Origin of the sequence: Isoptericola sp. NPDC057653 (assembly GCF_042799955.1) — a bacterium.
In the GTDB taxonomy this organism is placed as follows: Bacteria; Actinomycetota; Actinomycetes; order Actinomycetales; family Cellulomonadaceae; genus Isoptericola.
In genome coordinates this window covers 272080-290596 of record NZ_JBHVHP010000001.1, presented here as the reverse complement: position 1 = coordinate 290596, position 18517 = coordinate 272080, and the positions used below count along the sequence as shown (strand labels likewise).

23 protein-coding genes are annotated in these 18517 nt (G+C 75.6%); 13 read left to right on the top strand and 10 right to left on the bottom strand.

Translation table 11 applies throughout. From position 1 onward, the window contains the following. Positions 1-3: 3 nt before the first annotated feature. A complete protein-coding gene (locus ACFU9A_RS01305) occupies positions 4-519 on the bottom strand; it encodes a GNAT family N-acetyltransferase (RefSeq protein WP_430573454.1) in 516 nt (171 codons plus the stop codon). A gap of 2 nt (positions 520-521) precedes the next feature. After that, positions 522-704 (bottom strand): hypothetical protein, encoded by a 183-nt coding sequence (locus ACFU9A_RS01300; RefSeq protein ID WP_430573453.1) that lies wholly within the window; start codon positions 702-704, stop codon positions 522-524. Between the two features lie 57 nt (positions 705-761). Here ACFU9A_RS01300 and ACFU9A_RS01295 point away from each other — a divergent pair, with 57 nt between their 5' ends. From ACFU9A_RS01295 to ACFU9A_RS01285, 3 genes are all read left to right on the top strand, one after another. Continuing rightward, positions 762-1520, top strand: a complete 759-nt coding sequence (locus ACFU9A_RS01295) for a GH25 family lysozyme (protein ID WP_430573452.1) — start codon at positions 762-764, stop codon at positions 1518-1520. A gap of 76 nt (positions 1521-1596) precedes the next feature. Continuing rightward, the gene (locus ACFU9A_RS01290; RefSeq protein ID WP_430573451.1) at positions 1597-2742 is read left to right on the top strand and encodes a VanZ family protein; all 1146 of its coding nucleotides are present in this window, start codon (positions 1597-1599) and stop codon (positions 2740-2742) included. A gap of 34 nt (positions 2743-2776) precedes the next feature. Next, a complete protein-coding gene (locus ACFU9A_RS01285) occupies positions 2777-3187 on the top strand; it encodes a nitroreductase/quinone reductase family protein (protein WP_430573450.1) in 411 nt (136 codons plus the stop codon). A 12-nt stretch (positions 3188-3199) separates the two neighbouring features. Here the strand turns inward: ACFU9A_RS01285 and ACFU9A_RS01280 are convergent, their stop codons facing one another. Next, positions 3200-4267 carry a YihY/virulence factor BrkB family protein gene (locus ACFU9A_RS01280; RefSeq protein WP_430573449.1) on the bottom strand — a complete coding sequence of 356 codons (1068 nt, stop codon included), beginning with the start codon at positions 4265-4267 and terminating at the stop codon, positions 3200-3202. A gap of 106 nt (positions 4268-4373) precedes the next feature. Between ACFU9A_RS01280 and ACFU9A_RS01275 the strand changes: the two genes are divergently transcribed. Continuing rightward, positions 4374-4889, top strand: coding sequence for an LURP-one-related/scramblase family protein (locus tag ACFU9A_RS01275; protein WP_430573448.1), 516 nt, complete (start codon positions 4374-4376; stop codon positions 4887-4889). A 10-nt stretch (positions 4890-4899) separates the two neighbouring features. On the opposite strand, the gene ACFU9A_RS01270 is transcribed toward ACFU9A_RS01275, so the two are convergent. Then, entirely contained in the window at positions 4900-5658 is a 759-nt protein-coding gene (locus tag ACFU9A_RS01270) for a MarR family transcriptional regulator (protein WP_430573447.1), read from the bottom strand. 230 nt (positions 5659-5888) lie between these two features. Here ACFU9A_RS01270 and ACFU9A_RS01265 point away from each other — a divergent pair, with 230 nt between their 5' ends. Both ACFU9A_RS01265 and ACFU9A_RS01260 read left to right on the top strand, forming a co-directional pair. Beyond that, positions 5889-6554 (top strand): DUF4097 family beta strand repeat-containing protein, encoded by a 666-nt coding sequence (locus ACFU9A_RS01265; RefSeq protein ID WP_430573446.1) that lies wholly within the window; start codon positions 5889-5891, stop codon positions 6552-6554. 115 nt (positions 6555-6669) lie between these two features. Next, complete coding sequence (locus tag ACFU9A_RS01260) at positions 6670-7164, top strand: pyridoxamine 5'-phosphate oxidase family protein (protein WP_430573445.1); 495 nt, start codon at positions 6670-6672, stop codon at positions 7162-7164. Positions 7165-7196: 32 nt separating this feature from the next. Here the strand turns inward: ACFU9A_RS01260 and ACFU9A_RS01255 are convergent, their stop codons facing one another. From ACFU9A_RS01255 to ACFU9A_RS01240, 4 genes are read right to left on the bottom strand one after another with little or no spacing between them, the layout of a single operon-like run. After that, on the bottom strand, positions 7197-7892 hold the full coding sequence (locus ACFU9A_RS01255) for a DUF4166 domain-containing protein (protein ID WP_430573444.1): 696 nt from the start codon (positions 7890-7892) through the stop codon (positions 7197-7199). Next, positions 7889-8518 carry an SRPBCC family protein gene (locus ACFU9A_RS01250; RefSeq protein ID WP_430573443.1) on the bottom strand — a complete coding sequence of 210 codons (630 nt, stop codon included), beginning with the start codon at positions 8516-8518 and terminating at the stop codon, positions 7889-7891. The genes ACFU9A_RS01255 and ACFU9A_RS01250 overlap by 4 nt, the downstream gene beginning before the upstream one ends. Beyond that, on the bottom strand, positions 8515-9648 hold the full coding sequence (locus ACFU9A_RS01245; protein WP_430573442.1) for an RDD family protein: 1134 nt from the start codon (positions 9646-9648) through the stop codon (positions 8515-8517). Before ACFU9A_RS01245 ends, ACFU9A_RS01250 begins: the two co-directional genes overlap by 4 nt. A 54-nt stretch (positions 9649-9702) precedes the next feature. After that, a complete protein-coding gene (locus ACFU9A_RS01240) occupies positions 9703-10899 on the bottom strand; it encodes a PEP/pyruvate-binding domain-containing protein (protein WP_430573441.1) in 1197 nt (398 codons plus the stop codon). Between the two features lie 99 nt (positions 10900-10998). Between ACFU9A_RS01240 and ACFU9A_RS01235 the strand changes: the two genes are divergently transcribed. The 3 genes from ACFU9A_RS01235 to ACFU9A_RS01225 are packed head-to-tail and all read left to right on the top strand — an operon-like array spanning position 10999 to position 12640. Next, positions 10999-11487, top strand: coding sequence for a DNA-binding protein (locus tag ACFU9A_RS01235; RefSeq protein ID WP_430573440.1), 489 nt, complete (start codon positions 10999-11001; stop codon positions 11485-11487). Beyond that, entirely contained in the window at positions 11484-12137 is a 654-nt protein-coding gene (locus ACFU9A_RS01230; RefSeq protein ID WP_430573439.1) for a transcriptional regulator, read from the top strand. Before ACFU9A_RS01235 ends, ACFU9A_RS01230 begins: the two co-directional genes overlap by 4 nt. A 32-nt stretch (positions 12138-12169) precedes the next feature. Next, the gene (locus tag ACFU9A_RS01225; RefSeq protein ID WP_430573438.1) at positions 12170-12640 is read left to right on the top strand and encodes a macro domain-containing protein; all 471 of its coding nucleotides are present in this window, start codon (positions 12170-12172) and stop codon (positions 12638-12640) included. A 25-nt stretch (positions 12641-12665) separates the two neighbouring features. Here ACFU9A_RS01225 and ACFU9A_RS01220 read toward each other — a convergent pair whose 3' ends face one another. Then, positions 12666-13112, bottom strand: a complete 447-nt coding sequence (locus ACFU9A_RS01220; RefSeq protein ID WP_430573437.1) for a MarR family winged helix-turn-helix transcriptional regulator — start codon at positions 13110-13112, stop codon at positions 12666-12668. 152 nt (positions 13113-13264) lie between these two features. On the opposite strand from ACFU9A_RS01220, the gene ACFU9A_RS01215 reads away from it, so the two are divergent. The 3 genes from ACFU9A_RS01215 (at position 13265) to ACFU9A_RS01205 (ending at position 16195) form a co-directional block, all read left to right on the top strand. Beyond that, positions 13265-14458 (top strand): MFS transporter, encoded by a 1194-nt coding sequence (locus ACFU9A_RS01215; protein WP_430573436.1) that lies wholly within the window; start codon positions 13265-13267, stop codon positions 14456-14458. 46 nt (positions 14459-14504) lie between these two features. Further along, positions 14505-15335 carry an aldo/keto reductase gene (locus ACFU9A_RS01210; RefSeq protein ID WP_430573435.1) on the top strand — a complete coding sequence of 277 codons (831 nt, stop codon included), beginning with the start codon at positions 14505-14507 and terminating at the stop codon, positions 15333-15335. Positions 15336-15439: 104 nt separating this feature from the next. Then, positions 15440-16195, top strand: coding sequence for an SDR family NAD(P)-dependent oxidoreductase (locus tag ACFU9A_RS01205; RefSeq protein ID WP_430573434.1), 756 nt, complete (start codon positions 15440-15442; stop codon positions 16193-16195). Between the two features lie 8 nt (positions 16196-16203). On the opposite strand, the gene ACFU9A_RS01200 is transcribed toward ACFU9A_RS01205, so the two are convergent. Beyond that, positions 16204-16848 carry a TetR/AcrR family transcriptional regulator gene (locus ACFU9A_RS01200; RefSeq protein ID WP_430573433.1) on the bottom strand — a complete coding sequence of 215 codons (645 nt, stop codon included), beginning with the start codon at positions 16846-16848 and terminating at the stop codon, positions 16204-16206. A 151-nt stretch (positions 16849-16999) separates the two neighbouring features. On the opposite strand from ACFU9A_RS01200, the gene ACFU9A_RS01195 reads away from it, so the two are divergent. Continuing rightward, the gene (locus tag ACFU9A_RS01195) at positions 17000-18517 is read left to right on the top strand and encodes an MFS transporter (RefSeq protein ID WP_430573432.1); all 1518 of its coding nucleotides are present in this window, start codon (positions 17000-17002) and stop codon (positions 18515-18517) included.

Below are 18517 nucleotides of genomic sequence, written 5' to 3'. Positions count from 1 at the left end.
CGCTCACTCCGGGGCCGGGCGACCCATCACCTGGGTGCCCGGCCCCAGCCGGCCGAGCCGCTGCCAGCCGGAGCGGCGGTAGAGCCCGACGGCCGGATCGTCCTCCGCCTCCGACGTGAGCAGGAGGCTGCGCCGCCCGACACCCTCCAGGACGGCGTCGTGGAGCCGGCGGCCGACGCCGTGACCCCGCCAGGCGGCGAGCACGCCCAGCTCGACCAGCTCGAAGTGGTCGCCCACCCACGCGTCGGCGACGTCGGGGGGCAGCGCCTCGACGAGGAGGTCGGACCAGTACTGGCCCCGCTGGCCGACATAGCCCCAGGCGAAGCCCACCAGCCCGCCGTCCGCGTGCGCCGTCACGAGGCGGTACCCGTCGTGAGCGGCGTGCCGGTCGTACCGCCCGGTCCGCCACTCCACCGGGTCGGCGACGTCGCCGAACACGGCGTCGTAGCAGGACCACACCTGCTCGGCGAGCGCCGCCGCGCCGGCGCCGTCGGTCCGCCGGAGCTCGACGACCGCCACCCTCAGCCGACGCCGATGTTGCGGAGCAGCCACTCCGCCTCGCGCAGCTCGTCGTCCTTCTCGTCAGGGACGGGGGCGACGTCCTGCGCGGCGCGCAGCTGGTCCGGCGGGACGGGCGCGTCGAGGTGTCGGAAGCGCTCGCGCGGGTCGGGCTCGCCGGGTGAGCCCACGGTCTCGGCCGTCATGTGTCCACGGTACGCGCGAGAGCGACCGCGGACACGGTGGTCCGGCAGGATCGGGGGATGAATGACGACGTCCCCCGCCCGCGCCGCCGCCGGCGCGTCCTGCTGATCAGCGGCGGGGCCGTCGTCCTGGTGGTCGCGGTGCTCGCGGCCCTCGTGTGGTCGGGGGTGCTGTGGCCCAACCGGGTCACGGCGGCGAAGTTCGCGGTCCGCGGCGTCGACGTCTCCGCGTACCAGGGGGAGATCGACTGGCCGACGCTCGCGTCGCAGGACATCGACTTCGCGTTCATCAAGGCCACCGAGGGGTCCGGCCACGAGGACGAGCGGTTCGCGGCGAACTGGGCGGCCGCGCGCGACACCGACCTCCTCGTCGGTGCGTACCACTTCCTCAGCTTCGAGAGCCCCGGAGCCGACCAGGCCGCCCACATGATCGACGTCGTCCCCGCCGAGAGCGGCACGCTCCCGCCCGTCGTCGACGTCGAGTACTACGGCGAGTTCGCGGCCGACCCCCCGACCGTCGACGAGCTGCGCGGCATCCTCGACCCCCTGCTCGACGCGCTCGAGGAGCACTACGGCGTCCCGCCGATCCTCTACACGACGCAGCAGATCCGCGCCGACTACCTGGGCGCCCGCTACGACCGGTACCCGCTGTGGATCCGGTCCGTCGTGAGCAGCCCCGACCTGCCGCGCCGGGACTGGGAGTTCTGGCAGTACTCCGACCACGACACCCTGCCGGGCTACTCGGGCGACGAGCAGTACATCGACATGAACGTCTTCGACGGCACCCTCGACGACCTCCGCGCCCTGACCCAGCCCTGACACGTCGTGGCGGCCGCCCGTGTGATCTGCGCCGTCCGACCGGCGGCGGGCGGGCACGGCCGTTACGGTCGGCCGAGTGGTAGAGCGATGGACGTGGCCGGCGGCGATCGGCATCGGGTTCGGGGTGGCGGCGTTCTTCGCGGTGCTGGTCCCCGTGCTGCTGGTGCAGCAGCGCCGGTACGGGCGGCTCGACGCGCGGCGCGTGCTGGGCGCGGCGGCGCTCGCGGTGTACGTCGTGACGCTGCTGGCGTACACGATGCTCCCGCTGCCGTCGGGCGACCTGGTGGCCTGGTGCGCCGCCCACGGCGTCTCCGGCGCGGAGCTGACGCCGCTGCACTCGCTGGACGACATCCGTCGGGACACGGCCGGCCTGGGCCTGGCGGCCACGCTGCGCAGCGTCGCGGTGCTGCAGGTGGCGTTCAACGTGCTGCTCTTCGTGCCGTGGGGCGTGCTGGCGCGGCGCTACCTCGGCTGGGGCGTGGCCGCGTCGACGCTGAGCGCGCTGGTCGCGTCGGTGGCGGTCGAGACCGTGCAGTACACGGGCATCCTCGGCCTCATCCCGTGCTCCTACCGCGTGGCCGACGTCGACGACGTCCTCGCGAACACGCTCGGAGGCCTGGCCGGCGCGCTGCTCGCGCCGGTCGTGCTGCGCTGGATGCCGCAGTCGCGCGAGCTCGCCGCCGCGCGCCTCGAGCCCCGGCCGGTGACGTTCTGGCGTCGGTTCCTGGGGATGGTCACCGACCTGCTGGCGGCGTTCGTGCTCGGCGCGGCGCTGCAGCTCGCGTACCGGGTGGGGATGCTGGCGTCCGGCCGCGAGCTGTCGTCGGCCACGACCTGGGCGGACGTGCTGCTCGGCACGGTGCTGCCCGCCGTCGTCGTGTTCCTCGTGCCGCCGTGGGTGGGCAGCGGCGCGTCGCTGGGGCAGCGGGCGGTGTGGCTGGAGCCGCGCTGGCCCGACGGCGCGGGGAGGCTGCGGCGCGGGTCCCTCCCGCGCCGCGTCGCCCGCGGCTACCTGCTGCTCGGCCTGTACGGGGCGCTCTCGATCGTCGAGGCGGTGCCGCCCGGCGACGCGTCGAACGCGTGGGCCGGGGCGCTGCAGAACGTGGTGCTGCTCGCCGCGCTGGTCGGCGTCGTCGCCACCCGTGACCGGCGAGGGCTGGCCTGCGCGATCACCGGGGCGCGGTTGGTCGACGCACGGACGCCCGCGTCGACGCGGGGCTGACCGCCGGCGTGGCCGCGGGGGATACGTTGCTGTCATGGCCGACTGGAACCAGCCCATCATCGACGAGTTCCGCGCCAACGACGGGAACGTCGCGACGAGGGGGTTCGGGCGCGGGCTGGTGCTGCTGCACCACCACGGCGCGCGCACCGGGGCCGAGCGGGTGTCGCCTCTCGCGGCGATCCGCGACGACGACGACACGTGGCTCGTCACCGCGTCCGCGGGCGGCTCCGACACCAACCCCGCCTGGTACCACAACGTGCTCGCCCACCCCGAGGTGAGCATCGAGACCCCGGACGACGGCGTCGTCGACGTCCTCGCCGACGAGCTCCACGACGACGACCGCGACGTGGCGTGGGACCGCTTCAAGGCCCGCTCCGAGGGGTTCGCGGGCTACGAGCGCCGGACGTCGCGCGTCATCCCCGTGATCCGCCTCGTGCGCCGCTGAGGCGCCCCGGGCTCAGTCGGCGTCGCCGCGGGTGTCGTCGTCGCGGGCGGCGGCCACGCGGATGGCGCGGTCCTCGGCGACGGCGTCGCGCCGCTTGCCGGCCTTCTTGTCGCTGGCCCGGGTGTCGCGCGGGGGGAGCTGGACGGACTCCTCGGCGGCGAGGCCGTCGTTGAGCTCGCGGCTGCGCTCGACCTCGGCGTCGAGCTCGGCGCCGAACAGGAGCACCAGGTTGACGATCCACAGCCACAGCAGCAGCACGATGAACGTGGCGAGGATGCCGTAGGAGCCGTAGTTGGAGAAGCTGCTGCCGACGTACCACCCGAACGCCGCGGAGGCGATGCCGATCACCACGATGGCGACCACGGCGCCGACGCTCAGCCAGCGGAAGCGCGGCCGCTTCACGTTGGGGGTGAAGTGGTACAGGAGCGCCACGGCGACGACCACGAGCAGCAGCGCGACAGGCCACTTCACGATGTTCCACACGGTGATCGCGACGTCCCCCAGGCCGATCGCCGCACCCACCGACCGGGCGATCGGCCCGGAGAGCACCAGGCTCGCGACGACGACCGCCGCGATGATCAGCACGACCAGCGTCACGACGAACATCGCGGGGCGCAGCTTCCAGACCGGGCGCCCCTCCTCGACGTCGTAGATGCGGTTCATCGCGCGCCCGAACGCGCCGACGTAGCCCGACGCGGACCACAGCGCGAGCACGAGGCCGAGCACGAGGGCGAGGCCCGCACCGGTGTTCCCGACCGCGTTCTCGACGAGCGGCTCGACGATCTTGATCATGTCCTCGGGGAGGAACTCCGAGACCGTGTTCATCACCGAGTCGAGGGCCTTCTCGGCGTCCCCCACGAACCCCAGCAGCGACACCAGCGCCAGCATTGCGGGCGCGGACGCCAGGACCGCGTAGTAGGTCAGCCCGGCGGCCAGGTCGGTGCACTGGTCGGCCCCGAACTCCCGGATCGTGCCCTTGAGCGCCCGCCCCCACGACGGCTTCGGCGCGTCGGACGGCGCGCGCGGGGTGTCGTGGGCGCCGTCGTCGGCGCCGGTCTGCTGCTCGCCGGTCTCGGTCATGCTGGCCTCCTCGGTCACCTCCAGGCTCGACGGTGCAGGTCATGCCCGCAAACGGACGTCGCGTGGCCCTGGGCGGGCCCGCGGGTGGTGGGGCATCCTGGTCGGCATGGCACTCCCTCCGCCCCCGGCCGGCTGGACCCGGTTCGTCGTGAAGGCCAAGGTCGTCTCCGTCGGGCGGGACTTCCGCGTCACGGACGTCGACGGCGCCGACGCCTTCCTCGTCGACGGCAAGGTCGGGCCGCGCGAGCGCGCCGACGTGCTCGACGCCGCGGGCTCGGTCGTCTACCGGGTGACCGGCCGCGTGATCAACCTGCCCAAGCGCATGACGATCACCGACCCCGCGGGTACGGAGGTCGCGGCGCTGCACGGCAAGCTGTTCTCCCCGATCCGTTCGCGGATGACGCTCCACCGGCCGGACGGGCCCGAGTGGGAGCTGCAGGGGAACTTCATCGAGAAGGAGTACACGGTCACCGCCGGGGGAGCGCCCGTCGTCGCGATCACCCAGAAGTGGGTGACGGTCCGCGACACCTACACGCTCGACGTCGCCGACGGCACGGACCCCGGGCTCGCCCTGGCGGTGCTGTGGGCCGTCGACCGCTGGGTGGAGCGGGACGCGGGCTGAGCCGGCCGGGTCAGGCGCCGGGCGCCTCCTCGCCGTCCGCGGCCGGCGCGGGGGGCGTGTGCAGCAGCTCGCGGGCCTGCTCGGCGGCGCGGGTGATGCTCTCGCCGACGAAGTCCATGAACCGGGCCATGTTCTCCAGCCGCGCGCCGGCGGGCGTCTCGCGCCCGAGGACGCCGACGCCCTCGCGTGCGGCCTGCGCGAGCTGGGCGTTGGACCGGGCGGCCGCGACCATCGACTGGTACCAGGCGTCGCCGTCCGCCGCATAGCGCTCCCGGCGCCCCTCGACGCGCTCGCGGCGGATCAGGCCCAGGTTCTCCAGGAGCGCGACCGCCTTGGAGACCGACGCCGGGCTGACCTCCAGCCGCTCGACGAGCTCGGCGGCCGTGAGGCTGCCGGAGTCCGCCACGTACAGCAGGGTGAGCACGCCGGCGGACATGCGGGGCAGCCCGGACTGCATGAGGAGCGTCGTGAAGGTCTCCTCGTAGGCGCGCAGCGCCGCGTCGTCCTGGCCCGTGCCCCGTCCCGCGGCGCGCGACACCCTGGCGTTGCGGGCGGTGGCGGCGGGGCGCCGGCGGTGCGCGGCCTGCTGGGCGCTGCGGTGCGCCAGGTCGGCGCGGTAGGCGCCGGGGCCGCCGTGGCGCATCACCTCGCGGGTGACCGTCGACGTCGGCCGGTCGAGGCGTCGTGCGATCTCCGCGTACGCGAGGTCGTCGGCGAGGCCGAGCGCGATCTGCTGGCGTTCCTGTGCGGTGAGCCGGCCTCCCGGCATGGCGTCCTCCTCGGCGTCGTGGTGCTCCCGTCGCGTTCATCGTACATCGGATGCAACGCCCCGAGCGCTTGAGATTGCGTTACTGTTCACGCCGGGTGCAACGATTTATGTGTTCTGACCTGCGTCGATGTACATCACGTGCAATGAATGGTCTTGCCGAACCTACGAACGCAACGTAGCGTTTCTCATGTCAGAAAGAGACCCGCAGATCACCACAGGAGCTGATTGCCATGCAGACGTTCGAGACCACCACCCCCGTCACCGCCGTCGTCGACCTCCCCGCCGGCCGGCTGACCGTCGTCGCCGCCGAGCGCTCCGACGCCACCGTCGACGTCCGCCCCGCCAACCCGTCGAAGAGCCGCGACGTCGAGGCCGCCGAGCGCACCACCGTCGCCTTCGCCGACGGCGTCCTGCGCGTCACGACCCCCGCCGAGCACCGTGCCCTCGGCAGCAGCGGCTTCGTGGACGTGACGGTCCAGCTGCCGTCCGGCTCGGGCCTGGAGGCGAAGGTCGCCAGCGCGGAGGTCCGTGGGGTCGGGCGCCTCGGCGACGTCGTGGTCGAGAACGCGCACGGCGACATCAAGGTCGACGAGGCCGCGACCGCCCGGCTCAGCACGCAGGCGGGCAGCATCACGGTCGGCCGCGTCACCGGCACCTCGACGCTGCGCACCGCGAAGGGCGACATCACGGTCGACGAGGCGACGCAGGGCGCGCTGGAGCTCGCCACCCAGCTGGGCGACGTCTCCGTCGGCGCCGCCGCCGGCGTCACCGCGTCGCTCGACTCCGGCACCGCCCTCGGCCGGGTGCGCAACGCGCTCACCAACACGGGCGGCGCCGTCGCGCTGCAGATCCGCGCCACCACGGCGATGGGCGACATCTCCGCCCACAGCCTCTGAGGCGACGGCTCCGGCACGGCGCCGGAGGACGGACGCGGTCGTGGGGTTCCCACGGCCGCGTCCGTCGTTCCCGCCGGGACCGACGAGTCTCGGCGCCGGGGCGGGTCTGCCCGTCATGACACTCACCGGACAGCTCGACCCCCGCTTCAGCGAGGCCACCGCCCCGACGCCCTGGGGCGAGGTCGAGGCCGCGCTGGTGGGCGCCACCGGCTACCAGCTCACGACGGTGCGCGCCGACGGCCGCCCCCACGTCACCCCGCTGGTCGGGCTGTGGACGGGCGAGGCGTTCGTGTTCTGCACCGGGCCCGACGAGCAGAAGGCCCGCAACCTCGGCCGCGGCCCGCACGCCGCCGTCACGCTCGGGTCGGGGGCGTGGGACGACGGCCTCGACGTCGTCGTCGAGGGCGCCGCCGAGCGCGTGACCGGGGGCCCGGAGCTGCGCCGCCTCGCCGACGCCTTCCGCGCCAAGTACGGCTCCGCCTGGGACTTCGAGAACGACGACGAGTCGTTCGACCCGCAGGGCCAGCGCGCCCTGGTCTACCGCGTCGTGCCCGCCAAGGTGCTCGCGTTCGCCAAGTCGCCGCACGGCCAGACGACGTTCCGTCCCTGAGGCGGCCGTCCCCCGGCCCGCCCGCCGCGGGATCAGGTGCGGCGCTCGTGCCGCACGGGCTTGAGCCGGTCGGGCGCGTCCGTCGCGGGCTCCCAGGTGCAGGTGAACCAACCGCGGTAGCCGAAGAGGAAGCCGAAGCGGGAGTTCGTGACGCGCAGGTCCACCTCGAACCGCCCGGCCGCGTCGTCGTAGCGCTCGCGCAGCAGGGCGCGGCCGCTGAACAGCAGGGGGAAGCGGAAGGCCAGCGGGCCCTCGTAGAAGCGCTGGGCGTCGGACGTGAGCACCAGCCCGCCGTCGTCGTCGGCGTGCAGGTCGAGGTCGACGGCGAGGTGCTGGTGGGTGCCGAGGTAGTCCACGACGGCGCCGCCCACGTCGATCATCGTGGCGTCGAACCGGCGCCGGTGGCCGCGGATGTCGTACGACCGCACGAACGTGACCGTCTCGCGGCCCAGGGGGTCGAGGTACGGGTAGTTCTCGATGGTGAACGGCACGTCGGTGCCGACGTCCGGCACGAGGATGTTGCGCAGGCGCCCCACCTGCAGGAACGGCACCGTCCACCACGGCCCGCGCCGGATCTCGGTCATGACGCCGGTCCCGATGCACGCCTCCCCGCCGCCGAGCCCGACGTCGAACCGCCGCTGCAGCATCGGGTGCAGGCGCTCGAACTCGGCGCCCATCGCGCGGCGGAAGATCGAGGGGGCGGTCGCGTCGTGGGGTGTGCCGGTCATGGTGCGGCCTCCGGGGCGGGCAGGGAGTCGAGGGTGCGCGGGGCGTCGCGCAGGTGGTCGTCGTGGCGGCGGCCGTGCTCCGGCGCGCGGCGGCAGCGCGCGGCGCGCGGCCTGTCCGCGCGCCACACCCACAGCACGCTGCGCAGCGGCCACCGCTCGGGCTCCACGCCCTGCTCGGCCCACAGCCGCAGGCGGTCGAAGCTCCAGGCCGTGGCCCAGCCGAGCAGCGGCCGGGCCAGGCGGTCGAGCAGGCGGCCCCAGCCCGGCGCGTAGTCGTAGCCCGTGACGAAGCGGGTGCCGTCGCGGTCCGGCACGTACCGCCAGTAGCCCCGGCCGGCGCGGAGGGGGGAGCGACGGTCGGTGGTGGCGAAGCGGAGCGCCGACGTGCGCGTGCCGTCCGGGCGCTCCGTCTCGCCGATGCTCACGCCGTCGCCCGCCACCGTCCCGACCGGCGTGCGCCGCGTGTAGGTGAAGCGGGTCGCCCCGCCCGCGGTGGGCGTCGTCGGCACGATCCGCGAGAACCGGACGTCCCACCGCACGTGCTGCTCCGGGTCCTGGGTCAGCGCCCAGACCGTCTCCGGCGGCGCCGCGATCCTCGCCTCGACGTAGATGCCGCGGCCGGTCACCAGGGCTCCACGAGGGGGTCCGCGTCGACGGTGGGCACCGGGGCCGAGCACTCGGCCACCACCGACCCGTGCTCGTCCATGAGTGCCACGCGGGCGGTCCAGCCGCCCGGGTCCCGGGGCACGGTGACGGTCGCGGACGCCACCTCGTCGGACACCGAGACCCCGTCGTCGACCCCGTCATCGACGCCGTCGTCGACGGTCCCGCCGAACGGGCCGCCCGAGGTGAAGGAGTCTCCCTCGGACGACGTCACCGCGACGGCGGCCGTGGCGGCGCCCACGTCGGGGTTGTCGCTCGCGTCGACGCCCAGGCCCGTGGACCAGGCCACCGAGACGCTCCAGTCCTGCTCGGTGACGCGGGTGATGCCGAGCCGGGAGTCCCACCGGGTGTCCCGCGCACCGGAGACGATCGCCGTCGCCGCGAAGTCCCCGGTGCTCGCGCACGACGTCTCGTCCTGCGCGGCCTGCCGGCTGCCGCCGCCGCTCGACGTGACGCTGGCCGCCGCGGCCGCCGCGCACACGACGAGGGCGACGGCGCCCGTGACCCGCCGGGGCCAGCGCAGCCACGGCGCGTGGGCGTCGCGGGCCGCGCGGACGCGGGCGACGAGCGGGTGCGGCAGGGGTGTCGTGGTGCGGACGGCGACGGTGCCGAGCAGCGAGTCGGCGAACGTGCGGCCCTCGTGGTGGAACGCGGCGCGGAGGTAGCCGACCAGCAGGATCGTGTCGAGCACGTGGGCGAACCAGCGCACCATCGTGCCCGGCAGCCCGATCGGCCGCCCCGACCGGTCGTCGACCACGGAGATGCCCACGGCCCGCTTGCCCGGGGTCATGCCCGTGTACGCCTGGAAGGCGCCCAGCACGAGCAGCGTGCCGGCCACCCAGGCCGCCGTCGGCGCGTCGAGGGGGGCGGTCCCCGCCTGGCCCAGGCCGGGGAGCGCGCCGAACGACGGCGTGTCACCCGTGGCGAGGAACGCGACGGACGCGACGAGCGCCGAGTCCAGCAGCGTCGCGACGACCCGCAGCCCCCAGGGTGCCCGCGGCCGCTCGTCCGTGAACGGCCCGAGCAGGTCCTGGACCGGAGGGAGCGGGCCCGGAGGTGTCGCCGGAGGCGCCGCCGGTGCCGTCGAGGTCATGGCCGGATGTTTCCACGGGCACGCTCGCCCGTCCATGGGGTGTCCAGGCCGCGCTCAGGCGGGTGCGGCGACGACCACCGTGCCCGCGTCGCCGTCGACGGCGAGCGACCCGGCGTCGCGGAGGGCGTCGGTCGCGCCGGCCACGCCGAGCACCGCGGGCAGCCGCAGCTCGCGCGCGACGATCGCCGCGTGCGACAGCAGCCCTCCCGTCTCGGTGACGACGGCCGCGACGACGCCGAACAGCGGCGTCCACGCCGGGTCCGTCCCGCAGCACACCAGCACGTCGCCGGGGCGGACGGTGCCGAACTCGTCCGGCCCGCGCACCACGCGCGCCGGCCCGGAGGCCCGCCCGCCGCTCGCCCCCGTGCCCCGCAGCACGGCTCTCCCGTCGTCGGCGCGGTCCCGGGGCGAACGCGGCGCCAATGGCCCCCCGGGATCACGCTCACCCCGGTCCGGGGGGAGGGCGGCCGTGACGGGGCGGGCCTGCAGCAGCCAGACCGCGCCGTCGTCGTCCACCGCCCACTCCACGTCCTGCGGCCCGCCGCGCAGGCTCGCCACCTGGTCGCCCAGCGCGGCGACGTGCAGCACCGTGGCCTCGTCGAGGCACGGGCGGCCCCGGTCCGCGCCGGGGACCTCCCGGGCGGCGACCCCGGCGGGGGAGCGGTCCACCCGGGTGCGCTTGGTGCCGGTGCGCCGCTCGACGACGCGCCCGTCCGCGACGGTCCACCGGTCCGGGTCGACGGCGCCCCGCACCACGCTCTCGCCCAGCCCCCACGACGCCTCGACCACGGTGCGCCCGCCGCCCGTGAACAGGACGCCCGCCGCCCGGGCGTCGACGAGCCGCTGGACGACGACGGCGACCTCGGGGGCGGGCGTGCCGGCAGCCGGGGCACCGGTCGTCGCCGCCCGGTAGGCGGTGACCCGCGGCCCGGCGGCCGACGCCCGGCAGGCGAGCACCGCCGCGACGACGTCGCCCGCGCCGGTGACGCCGAGCACCGTCTCGTACTGGCCCGCCGCCGAGACCGTGGGCCCGTCCTCGTCCGTCGCGGACGACCGCACGGCCAGGGGTGCGTGCCGTCCGAGGGCGTCGAGCGCGCCGTCGACGGCGGCCCGCAGGTCGACGCCCTCGAGCGAGGCCGGCACGACGACGCCGACCGGCACCGGCAGCCCGGCCCGCCGCAGCGCGCCGAGGCCGGCCGCCTTGGCGCCGTGCGCCGCCGTCGCGGCGTCGAGCGGCACGACGGTGTCCATGCCGCACCTCCGTCCGTGACCTTCGTCCCCGGCGCCGCCGCCGTGGCGCGGCATCAACACTTCGTTGACAACAGTTCGTTGATGGTGCACGGTCGCGGGATGGAACGCAAGACCCGCCCGGACGACCGTGCCGCCGACCAGGCCGCCGACCGCGCCGCCGATCACGCCACCGACCGCGCCGCCGACCACGAGCGCGACCAGGGTGCCGCCGACGCCGAGGCGCGCGCCCGGCGCGTGCTGCTCGGCCTCGGCGCGGACGCGCTGACCTCGCGCCCGTGGCAGCCGGGCGCCGTGCCGCCGTCGGCGACGGACCTGGTGCGGCACTACCTGTGGCGGTCGGCGGGCGGGACGCTCACCGCCGAGGAGGATGCCGCGGGGGCGCTCGCGGCCCTCGCGCTGGTGCCCGCCGCGCGCGCCGAGGCCGAGCAGCTCGAGACGGCGGCCCTGTTCTCCGCGCGCGCCGCCGGTCACACGTGGGGGCGGATGGCGGGTGCGCTGGGGCTGGGCTCCCCGCAGGCGGTGCAGCAGCGGCTCGACCGGCTCGTCTCGCGGTCGGGCGGGACCGGCGACGGCGGGGCCGCGGCGTGAGCCGGCCGTCCGACCCGGAGCTCCTGGTGCTGCACGCCGTGCGGGTGCGGGGCGCCGCGGACGACGCCGCCGTGGCCGACCGCGCCGGGCTCGCCCCCGACGTCGCGCGCGAGCTGCTGCTGGACCTGGAGGCCCTCGGGTGCCTGACGTGGTCGGAGTTCGCGGGCACGGGTGCCTGGTCGCTCACGGAGCGCGGTCGGGCCGAGGGGGAGCGGCGCCTCGCGGCGGAGCTCGCGGCCGACCCGACCGGGCGCGCGGCCGCCGTCGTGCGCGCGGCGCTCCCGACCTTCGACCCGCTCAACGCCCGGCTGCTGCAGGCCTGCACGGACTGGCAGCTGAGGCCCGCCGAGGGCGGCCGGCTGGACCTCAACGACCATCGCGACGCCGCCTGGGACGCCCGCGTCCTCGACGAGCTGGGGGCCGTCGCCGCCGAGGCGCGGCCGCTGCTCGCCGGCCTCGCGGCGGAGCTGGACCGGTTCTCGGGCTACGCCGAGCGGCTCGACGACGCGCTCGCGGCGGCGCGCGAGGGCGACGGCGCGCGCGTGGCCGGGGTGGGTGCCGCCTCCGTCCACGGGGTGTGGATGGAGCTGCACGAGGACCTGCTGGCCACGGCGGGCGTCCCGCGCGGCGCGACGACGGAGTCCGGCTGACCGGTGTCGGACCCGGCTGGCACCCTGGGCTCGTGACGGGACGAGCAGTGGTCAGCGAGGAGAGCGGCGATCTGCTCGAGGCGGACGTCGACGCCCTGGTCAACGCCGTGAACACGGTCGGCGTCATGGGCAAGGGGCTCGCCCTGCAGTTCCGCCGCGCCTTCCCCGCGATGTTCGACGACTACCGGCAGGCGTGCCGCGCCGGAGACGTGCGTGTCGGGCGGATGCACGTCTGGGAGACGGGGGCGACGTCCGGCCCGCGCTTCGTCGTGAACTTCCCGACCAAGGAGCACTGGCGCTCCGCGTCGCGCCTCGCCTTCGTCGACGACGGGCTCGTCGACCTCGCCGCCGTGATCCGGGCGCAGGGGATCCGCTCGGTCGCGGTGCCGGCCCTCGGCGCCGGGCTCGGGGGGCTCGACTGGGCCGACGTGCGGCCACGGGTCGTCGCCGCGCTGGGCGCGCTCGACGGCGTGGACGTCCGGCTGTACGGGCCGCGGGCCTGACGGAGCGCTCCGGCGCCGCAGGGCCTCAGACCGCCGCGACCTCGTGCAGGGACGAGGCGAGCGGGGCGATCTCCGGGATGTCCTCGGCGCGCGTGAGGGCGTCCTCGAGCGCGCGGTCGTGCGTGGGCCGGGCCTTCGTCAGCAGGGCGCGACCGGCGGGCGTGAGCTCGGTGTAGATGCCGCGCCGGTCGTCGGCGCACAGGATGCGCGTGAGCAGGCCGCGGTCCTCGAGGCGCGTGACGAGGCGCGTCGTGGCGCTGCTGGACAGGGCGGCCGCGCGGGCGAGCTGCTGCATGCGCATGTGCCAGCCGTCCTGGCGGCTCAGCGCGTCGAGCACGGTGAACTCCACCACGGAGAGCTGGTGCTCCTTCTGCAGGGCGCGCTCCAGGTCCGTCTCGATCATCCCGTGCAGCGCGGCGAGCGTGCGCCAGCCGCGGGCGCGGATCTCGACGGCGTCGTCGGCGATTCCCATGGGGGCCTCCTCGTCGGGCCTCGTGGCGGCCCGTCGTCCGGATCACAGCATAGCGCCTTGCGCCGATAGAGCGCGCGTGCAACTATCTAGAACGTTGCGCGTGCAACTACTGCACACGCAACGTTCCCGTTTCCCCGATCCTGGAGGCCTCGATGCCTGCCGCGCTGTACGCCCTCGCCCTCGGGGGCTTCGGCATCGGACTCACCGAGTTCGTCATCATGGGCCTGCTGCCCGAGGTGGCCGCCGACTTCGGCGTCACCGAGACGGTGGCCGGCTACCTCATCTCCGGCTACGCCCTGTCCGTCGCCGTCGGCGGCATCGCCCTGACCGCGGCCCTCTCCCGGGTGCCGCGCAAGCGGGCGCTGATGCTGCTGATGGTCCTGTTCATCGCCGGCAACCTGCTGTCCGCCGTCGCCCCCACGTACGGGATGACGATGCTCGGCCGGGTCGTCGCGGCGCTGTGCCACGGCGCCTTCTTCGGGATCGGGGCGGTCGTCGCGGCCGACCTCGTGCCCGCGAACCGCCGCGCCGCCGCCATCTCCGTGATGTTCGCCGGCCTCACCGTCGCCAACGTGGCCGGTGTGCCCCTCGGCACCTTCCTCGGCCAGGCGGCCGGGTGGCGGGCGACCTTCTGGGCCATCACCGTGATCGGCGTGATCGGCCTCGTCGGCATCGCGGTGCTCGTGCCGCGCACCGAGCACCGCTCCACCGGCTCCGTCCTGTCGGAGTTCCGCATCTTCCGCGACCGCCAGGTGTGGCTGTCCATGGCCGTCACCGTGCTCGGCTACGGCGGCATGTTCGGCGCGTTCAGCTACATCGCCTTCACCCTCACCGAGGTCAGCGGCTTCAGCAGCGCCGCCGTCCCGTGGCTGCTCGTCGTCTTCGGCGTCGGCCTCTTCGCCGGCAACGTGCTGGGCGGCCGCGCCGCCGACCGCGACCTCGTCAAGGCGCTCGTCACCGTCATCGCCGTGCTCGCCGTGGTCCTCGTGCTCTTTGCGCTCACCGCGCAGAGCAAGGTCGCGACCGTCGTGGCGCTGCTGCTCATGGGCGGCTTCGGCTTCGCCACCGTGCCCGGCCTCCAGGCCCGCATCATGCGGTACACGGAGGCCGCGCCCACGCTCGGCTCCGGCGCCAACATCGCCGCGTTCAACGTCGGCAACGCCCTCGGCGCGTGGGCCGCGGGCCTCGCGCTCGCCGCGGGCGCCGGCTACACCTCGCCGCTGTGGGTCGGCGCGGCCGTCACGGTCGCCGGGCTCGGCGTGCTGCTGGTCGCCGTCCGGTCCCGCGGCGGCGAGCTCGCCCGGCCCCGCGGCGCCGAGCGCGAGCTCGCGTCCGCCGCCGTCTGACCTGCACTCCCAGAACCTCGGTACCGCTCCACCGGAAGGACCCCCCATGACCGCGAACGTCCCCACCGTCGCCCTCTCCGACGGCCGCACCATGCCCCAGCTCGGCTTCGGCGTCTTCCAGGTGCCCGACGCCGAGACCACGGCCGCCGTCGCCGCCGCGCTCGACGCCGGCTACCGCAGCATCGACACCGCCGCCGTGTACGGCAACGAGCGCGGCGTGGGCCGCGCGCTCGCCGAGTCCGGCGTCGCCCGCGACGAGCTGTTCGTCACCACCAAGCTGTGGGTAGACAGGCTGGGCCGCGCCGCCGCCCGCGAGGGCCTCGAGGAGAGCCTCGAGAAGCTGGGCCTCGACCACGTGGACCTGTTCCTCATCCACTGGCCGACCCCCGCCACGGACTCCTACCTCGACGCCTGGCAGGGCCTGGAGGACCTGCGCGACGCCGGCCTCGCCCGTTCCGTCGGCGTGTCCAACTTCCTGCCCGAGCACCTCGACCGCGTGGCCGCCCTCGGCGGCAGCACCCCGGTCGTGAACCAGGTGGAGCTGCACCCGGCGCTGCAGAACCGCGAGACCGTCGCCGCGAACGCCCGCCACGGCGCCGTCACCGAGGCGTGGAGCCCGCTGGCGCAGGGGGCCGTCCTGGGCGACGCGCCGGTCGTCGACGCCGCCCGCGCGCACGGCGTGACGCCGGCCCAGGTGGTGCTGCGCTGGCACCTGCAGCAGGGCCGCGTCGTCATCCCCAAGTCCGTGACGCCCGCGCGGATCGCCGCGAACCTCGACGTCTTCGGGTTCGACCTCACCGACGCGGAGCTCGCCGCCGTCGACGGGCTCGAGCGCGACGGCCGCACCGGCCCGCACCCGGCGGCGTTCCAGGGCTGACCCTCCGGAAGGACCCGTCCGGCACGGCGTCGACCACTACGATCGGGAGAGCCCGAGGTCGACGCCGTGCCGGCCGGCATCCCCGCTCCCGAGGAGAGTCCCTCATGCCCGTCCCCACCCGCGTCGCCGTCGTCACCGGAGCCAGCAGCGGGATCGGGGCCGCCAGCGCCCGCGCCCTCGCGGCCGCGGGCTTCCACGTCGTGCTCGGCGCCCGGCGGATGGACCGGCTCGAGCAGGTGGCCGCCGAGACCGGCGGCACCGCCCTGCCCCTCGACGTCACGGACGACGCCTCGGTCGAGGCGTTCGCCGCCGCCGTCGACGAGCGGCTCGGCCGCTGCGACCTGCTCGTCAACAACGCGGGCGGCGCGCTGGGGACGGAGTCGGTGGCCGACGCCGACCTCGCCGACTGGCAGCGCATGTACGACATCAACGTGCTCGGCACGGTCCGCGTCACCAAGGCGCTGCTGCCGAGCCTCGTCGCCAGCGGCGACGGCCAGGTCATCACCATCGGCTCCATCGCCGGCCGCGAGCCCTACAAGGGCGGGGCCGGGTACAACGCGGCGAAGCACGCCGAGGCCGCGCTGACCCGCGTGCTGCGCCTGGAGCTCCTCGGCCGGCCGGTGCGCGTCAGCGAGATCGACCCCGGCATGGTCCACACCGACTTCTCCCTGGTCCGCTTCAAGGGCGACCAGGAGCGCGCCGACGCCGTGTACGCGGGCGTCCAGCCGCTCACGGCCGAGGACGTCGCCGAGACGGTGGCGTGGATCGCCACCCGCCCGGCGCACGTCAACGTCGACCAGGTGCTGCTCATGCCGCGCGACCAGGCCGCGGCGCAGGTCGTGCACCGCCGGGAGGTCTGACCCGCCCGCTACGCCCAGACGCCGGCGCGTGCCGCGGCGGCCGCGCCCTGCGCCGCCCGGTCGGCGTCGCCCTGGTCGAGCGGCCGGCCCACGTTGACCATGGCGTAGTACAGGGGCGCCGACACGGCGGCGACGACGGCCTCGGCGTCGGTGCCCGCGGGGACCTCGCCGCGGGCGACGGCGTCCGTGACGCAGCCCGCCCACTCGGCGATGCGGACCGCGTAGAAGCGGTGCAGCGCGTCGGCGGCCTGCGCGTCGCAGAGCGAGGCGGCGATGAGCGACCGGAAGAGCGGGCCCTGCCGCGGGTCGGTGAGGGTCTTCACGACCAGCCGGGCGTTGGCCCGCAGGTCGCCGTCGAGCGTGCCGGTGTCCGCGCGCGGGACGGACGTCTCGGCCATCTCCACGAGCAGGTCCGCGGCGAGCGCCGCCGGCGTGCCCCACCGCCGGTAGACGGTGGTCTTTCCGACGTCCGCGCGGCGCGCGATCTCGGCGAGGTCGAGGGCGGCGTACCCCTCGGCGGCCAGGGTGTCCCCGGCCGCGCGCAGGACCGCCTCGCGGACCCGGGCCGTGCGTCCTCCGGGGCGCACGGTGCCGGGCGCGGTCTCGGCGGGGACCGGGCTCGTCGGCGCGCCCGGGGGTGGGGGCGTGGGCATGGGCGACCTCCTTCGCGGCGGGTCGGGGCCGACCCGCGAGGCCAGACTATCGGAACTGTGGTTCCTATTGTGGCGACGCGGTGCTACGTTCGGCGATAACGGAACAGCAGACCCGTTAGGGTCGCCCGTTCGACCGAAGGGACCGATCGTCATGACCGCCGTCAGCTCCCCGCGGGGGCCGGCTCCCGCCGCCACCTCGCCCCGCGCCGCCGTGCTCGCCGCGCCTGCCCCGCCCGCGCCGCCCGCCCCGCCGCGGCTCACCGGGCGGCTGCGGCTCGTCCTCGCCGTCCTGCTGGTCGCCCAGTTCATGCTGGCCGTGGACTTCTCGATCCTCAACGTCGCGCTCCCCGCGATCGGGGACGGCCTGGGCTTCCCGCTCTCGGGGCTCCAGTGGGTCGCGACGTCGTTCGCGCTCGCGGCCGCCGGGTTCACCCTCTTCTTCGGCCGGATCGGCGACCTCGTAGGACGCAAGCGGATCTTCGTCGGCAGCCTGGCGCTGCTCGGCGCGTCGTCCCTGGTGGGCGGCCTGGCCACCTCGCCCGAGACGCTCCTCGCCGCCCGGGTCGCCCAGGGGCTCGCCACCGCGGCCGCCACGCCGGCGGGCCTGTCCCTGCTCACGACGTCGTTCCCCCAGGGGCCGCTGCGCCAGAAGGCGCTCGGGATCAACGGTGCGCTGATGTCGGCCGGGTTCACCGCGGGGGCGGTCCTGGGCGGCGTCCTCACCGACCTGCTCTCCTGGCGCTGGGCGTTCTTCGTCAACGTGCCCGTGGCGCTGGTCGTCGTGGCGGTCGCCCCGGTGGTGATCCGGGAGTCGCGGCCCGCCGTGCGGCCGCGCCTCGACCTGCCCGGCGCCCTGACCGTCACGCTCGGCCTGCTGGGGCTCGTCCTCGGCATGACCCAGGCGGGCGAGCACGGCTGGACCGACCCGCGCGCCGTCGTCGGCCTCGCGGCGGGGGCCCTCCTGCTCGTCGCGTTCGTCCTCGTCGAGGCGCGCGTGCCCGAGCCGCTGGTGCCGTTGCGCGTGCTGCGGCGCCGCAACGTCGCCTGGGGGAACGTGATCGGCGTGATCGCCTTCGCCACGGAGACGTCGCTGGTCTACCTGCTGACCCTGTACCTGCAGCGCGCCCTCGACTTCACGCCGCTGGCGGCCGGGCTGTCGTTCGGGGTGCTGGGCGCAGGGACCGTCCTCGGCGGCCTCGCGGCGCCCCGGGTGATCGCGCGGACGTCGACCCGCGCCGCGCTCGTCGCGGGCGGCGTCGTGCAGGCGGTCGCCACGGCGGCGCTGCTCCTGCTGGGTGCGGGCACGGGCGCGGCCGCGTCCCTCGCGCTGCTGCTGCCGGCGACCTTCGTCGGCGGCGTGGGGAACATGCTCGTCATCGTCGGCTTCATGGTCACCGCGACGAACGGCCTGCCCGACACGGAGCAGGGCCTGGCCACCGGCCTCGCCTCGATGTCGCAGCAGGTCGGCATCACCCTCGGGACGCCGATCATGTCCGCCGTGGTCACCGCCGCCTCGGCGGGCGCGGCGACCGTGGCGGCGGTCCAGCACGGCGTGGCGGTGGCGGTCGCGGTCAACGCGGGCCTCGTCCTGCTGGGCGTCGCCGTGGCGGTGATGTTCCTGCGCCCGCGCCGTCCCGGCGATGTCGCGGCGGGGGAGGCGGCGGCCTGA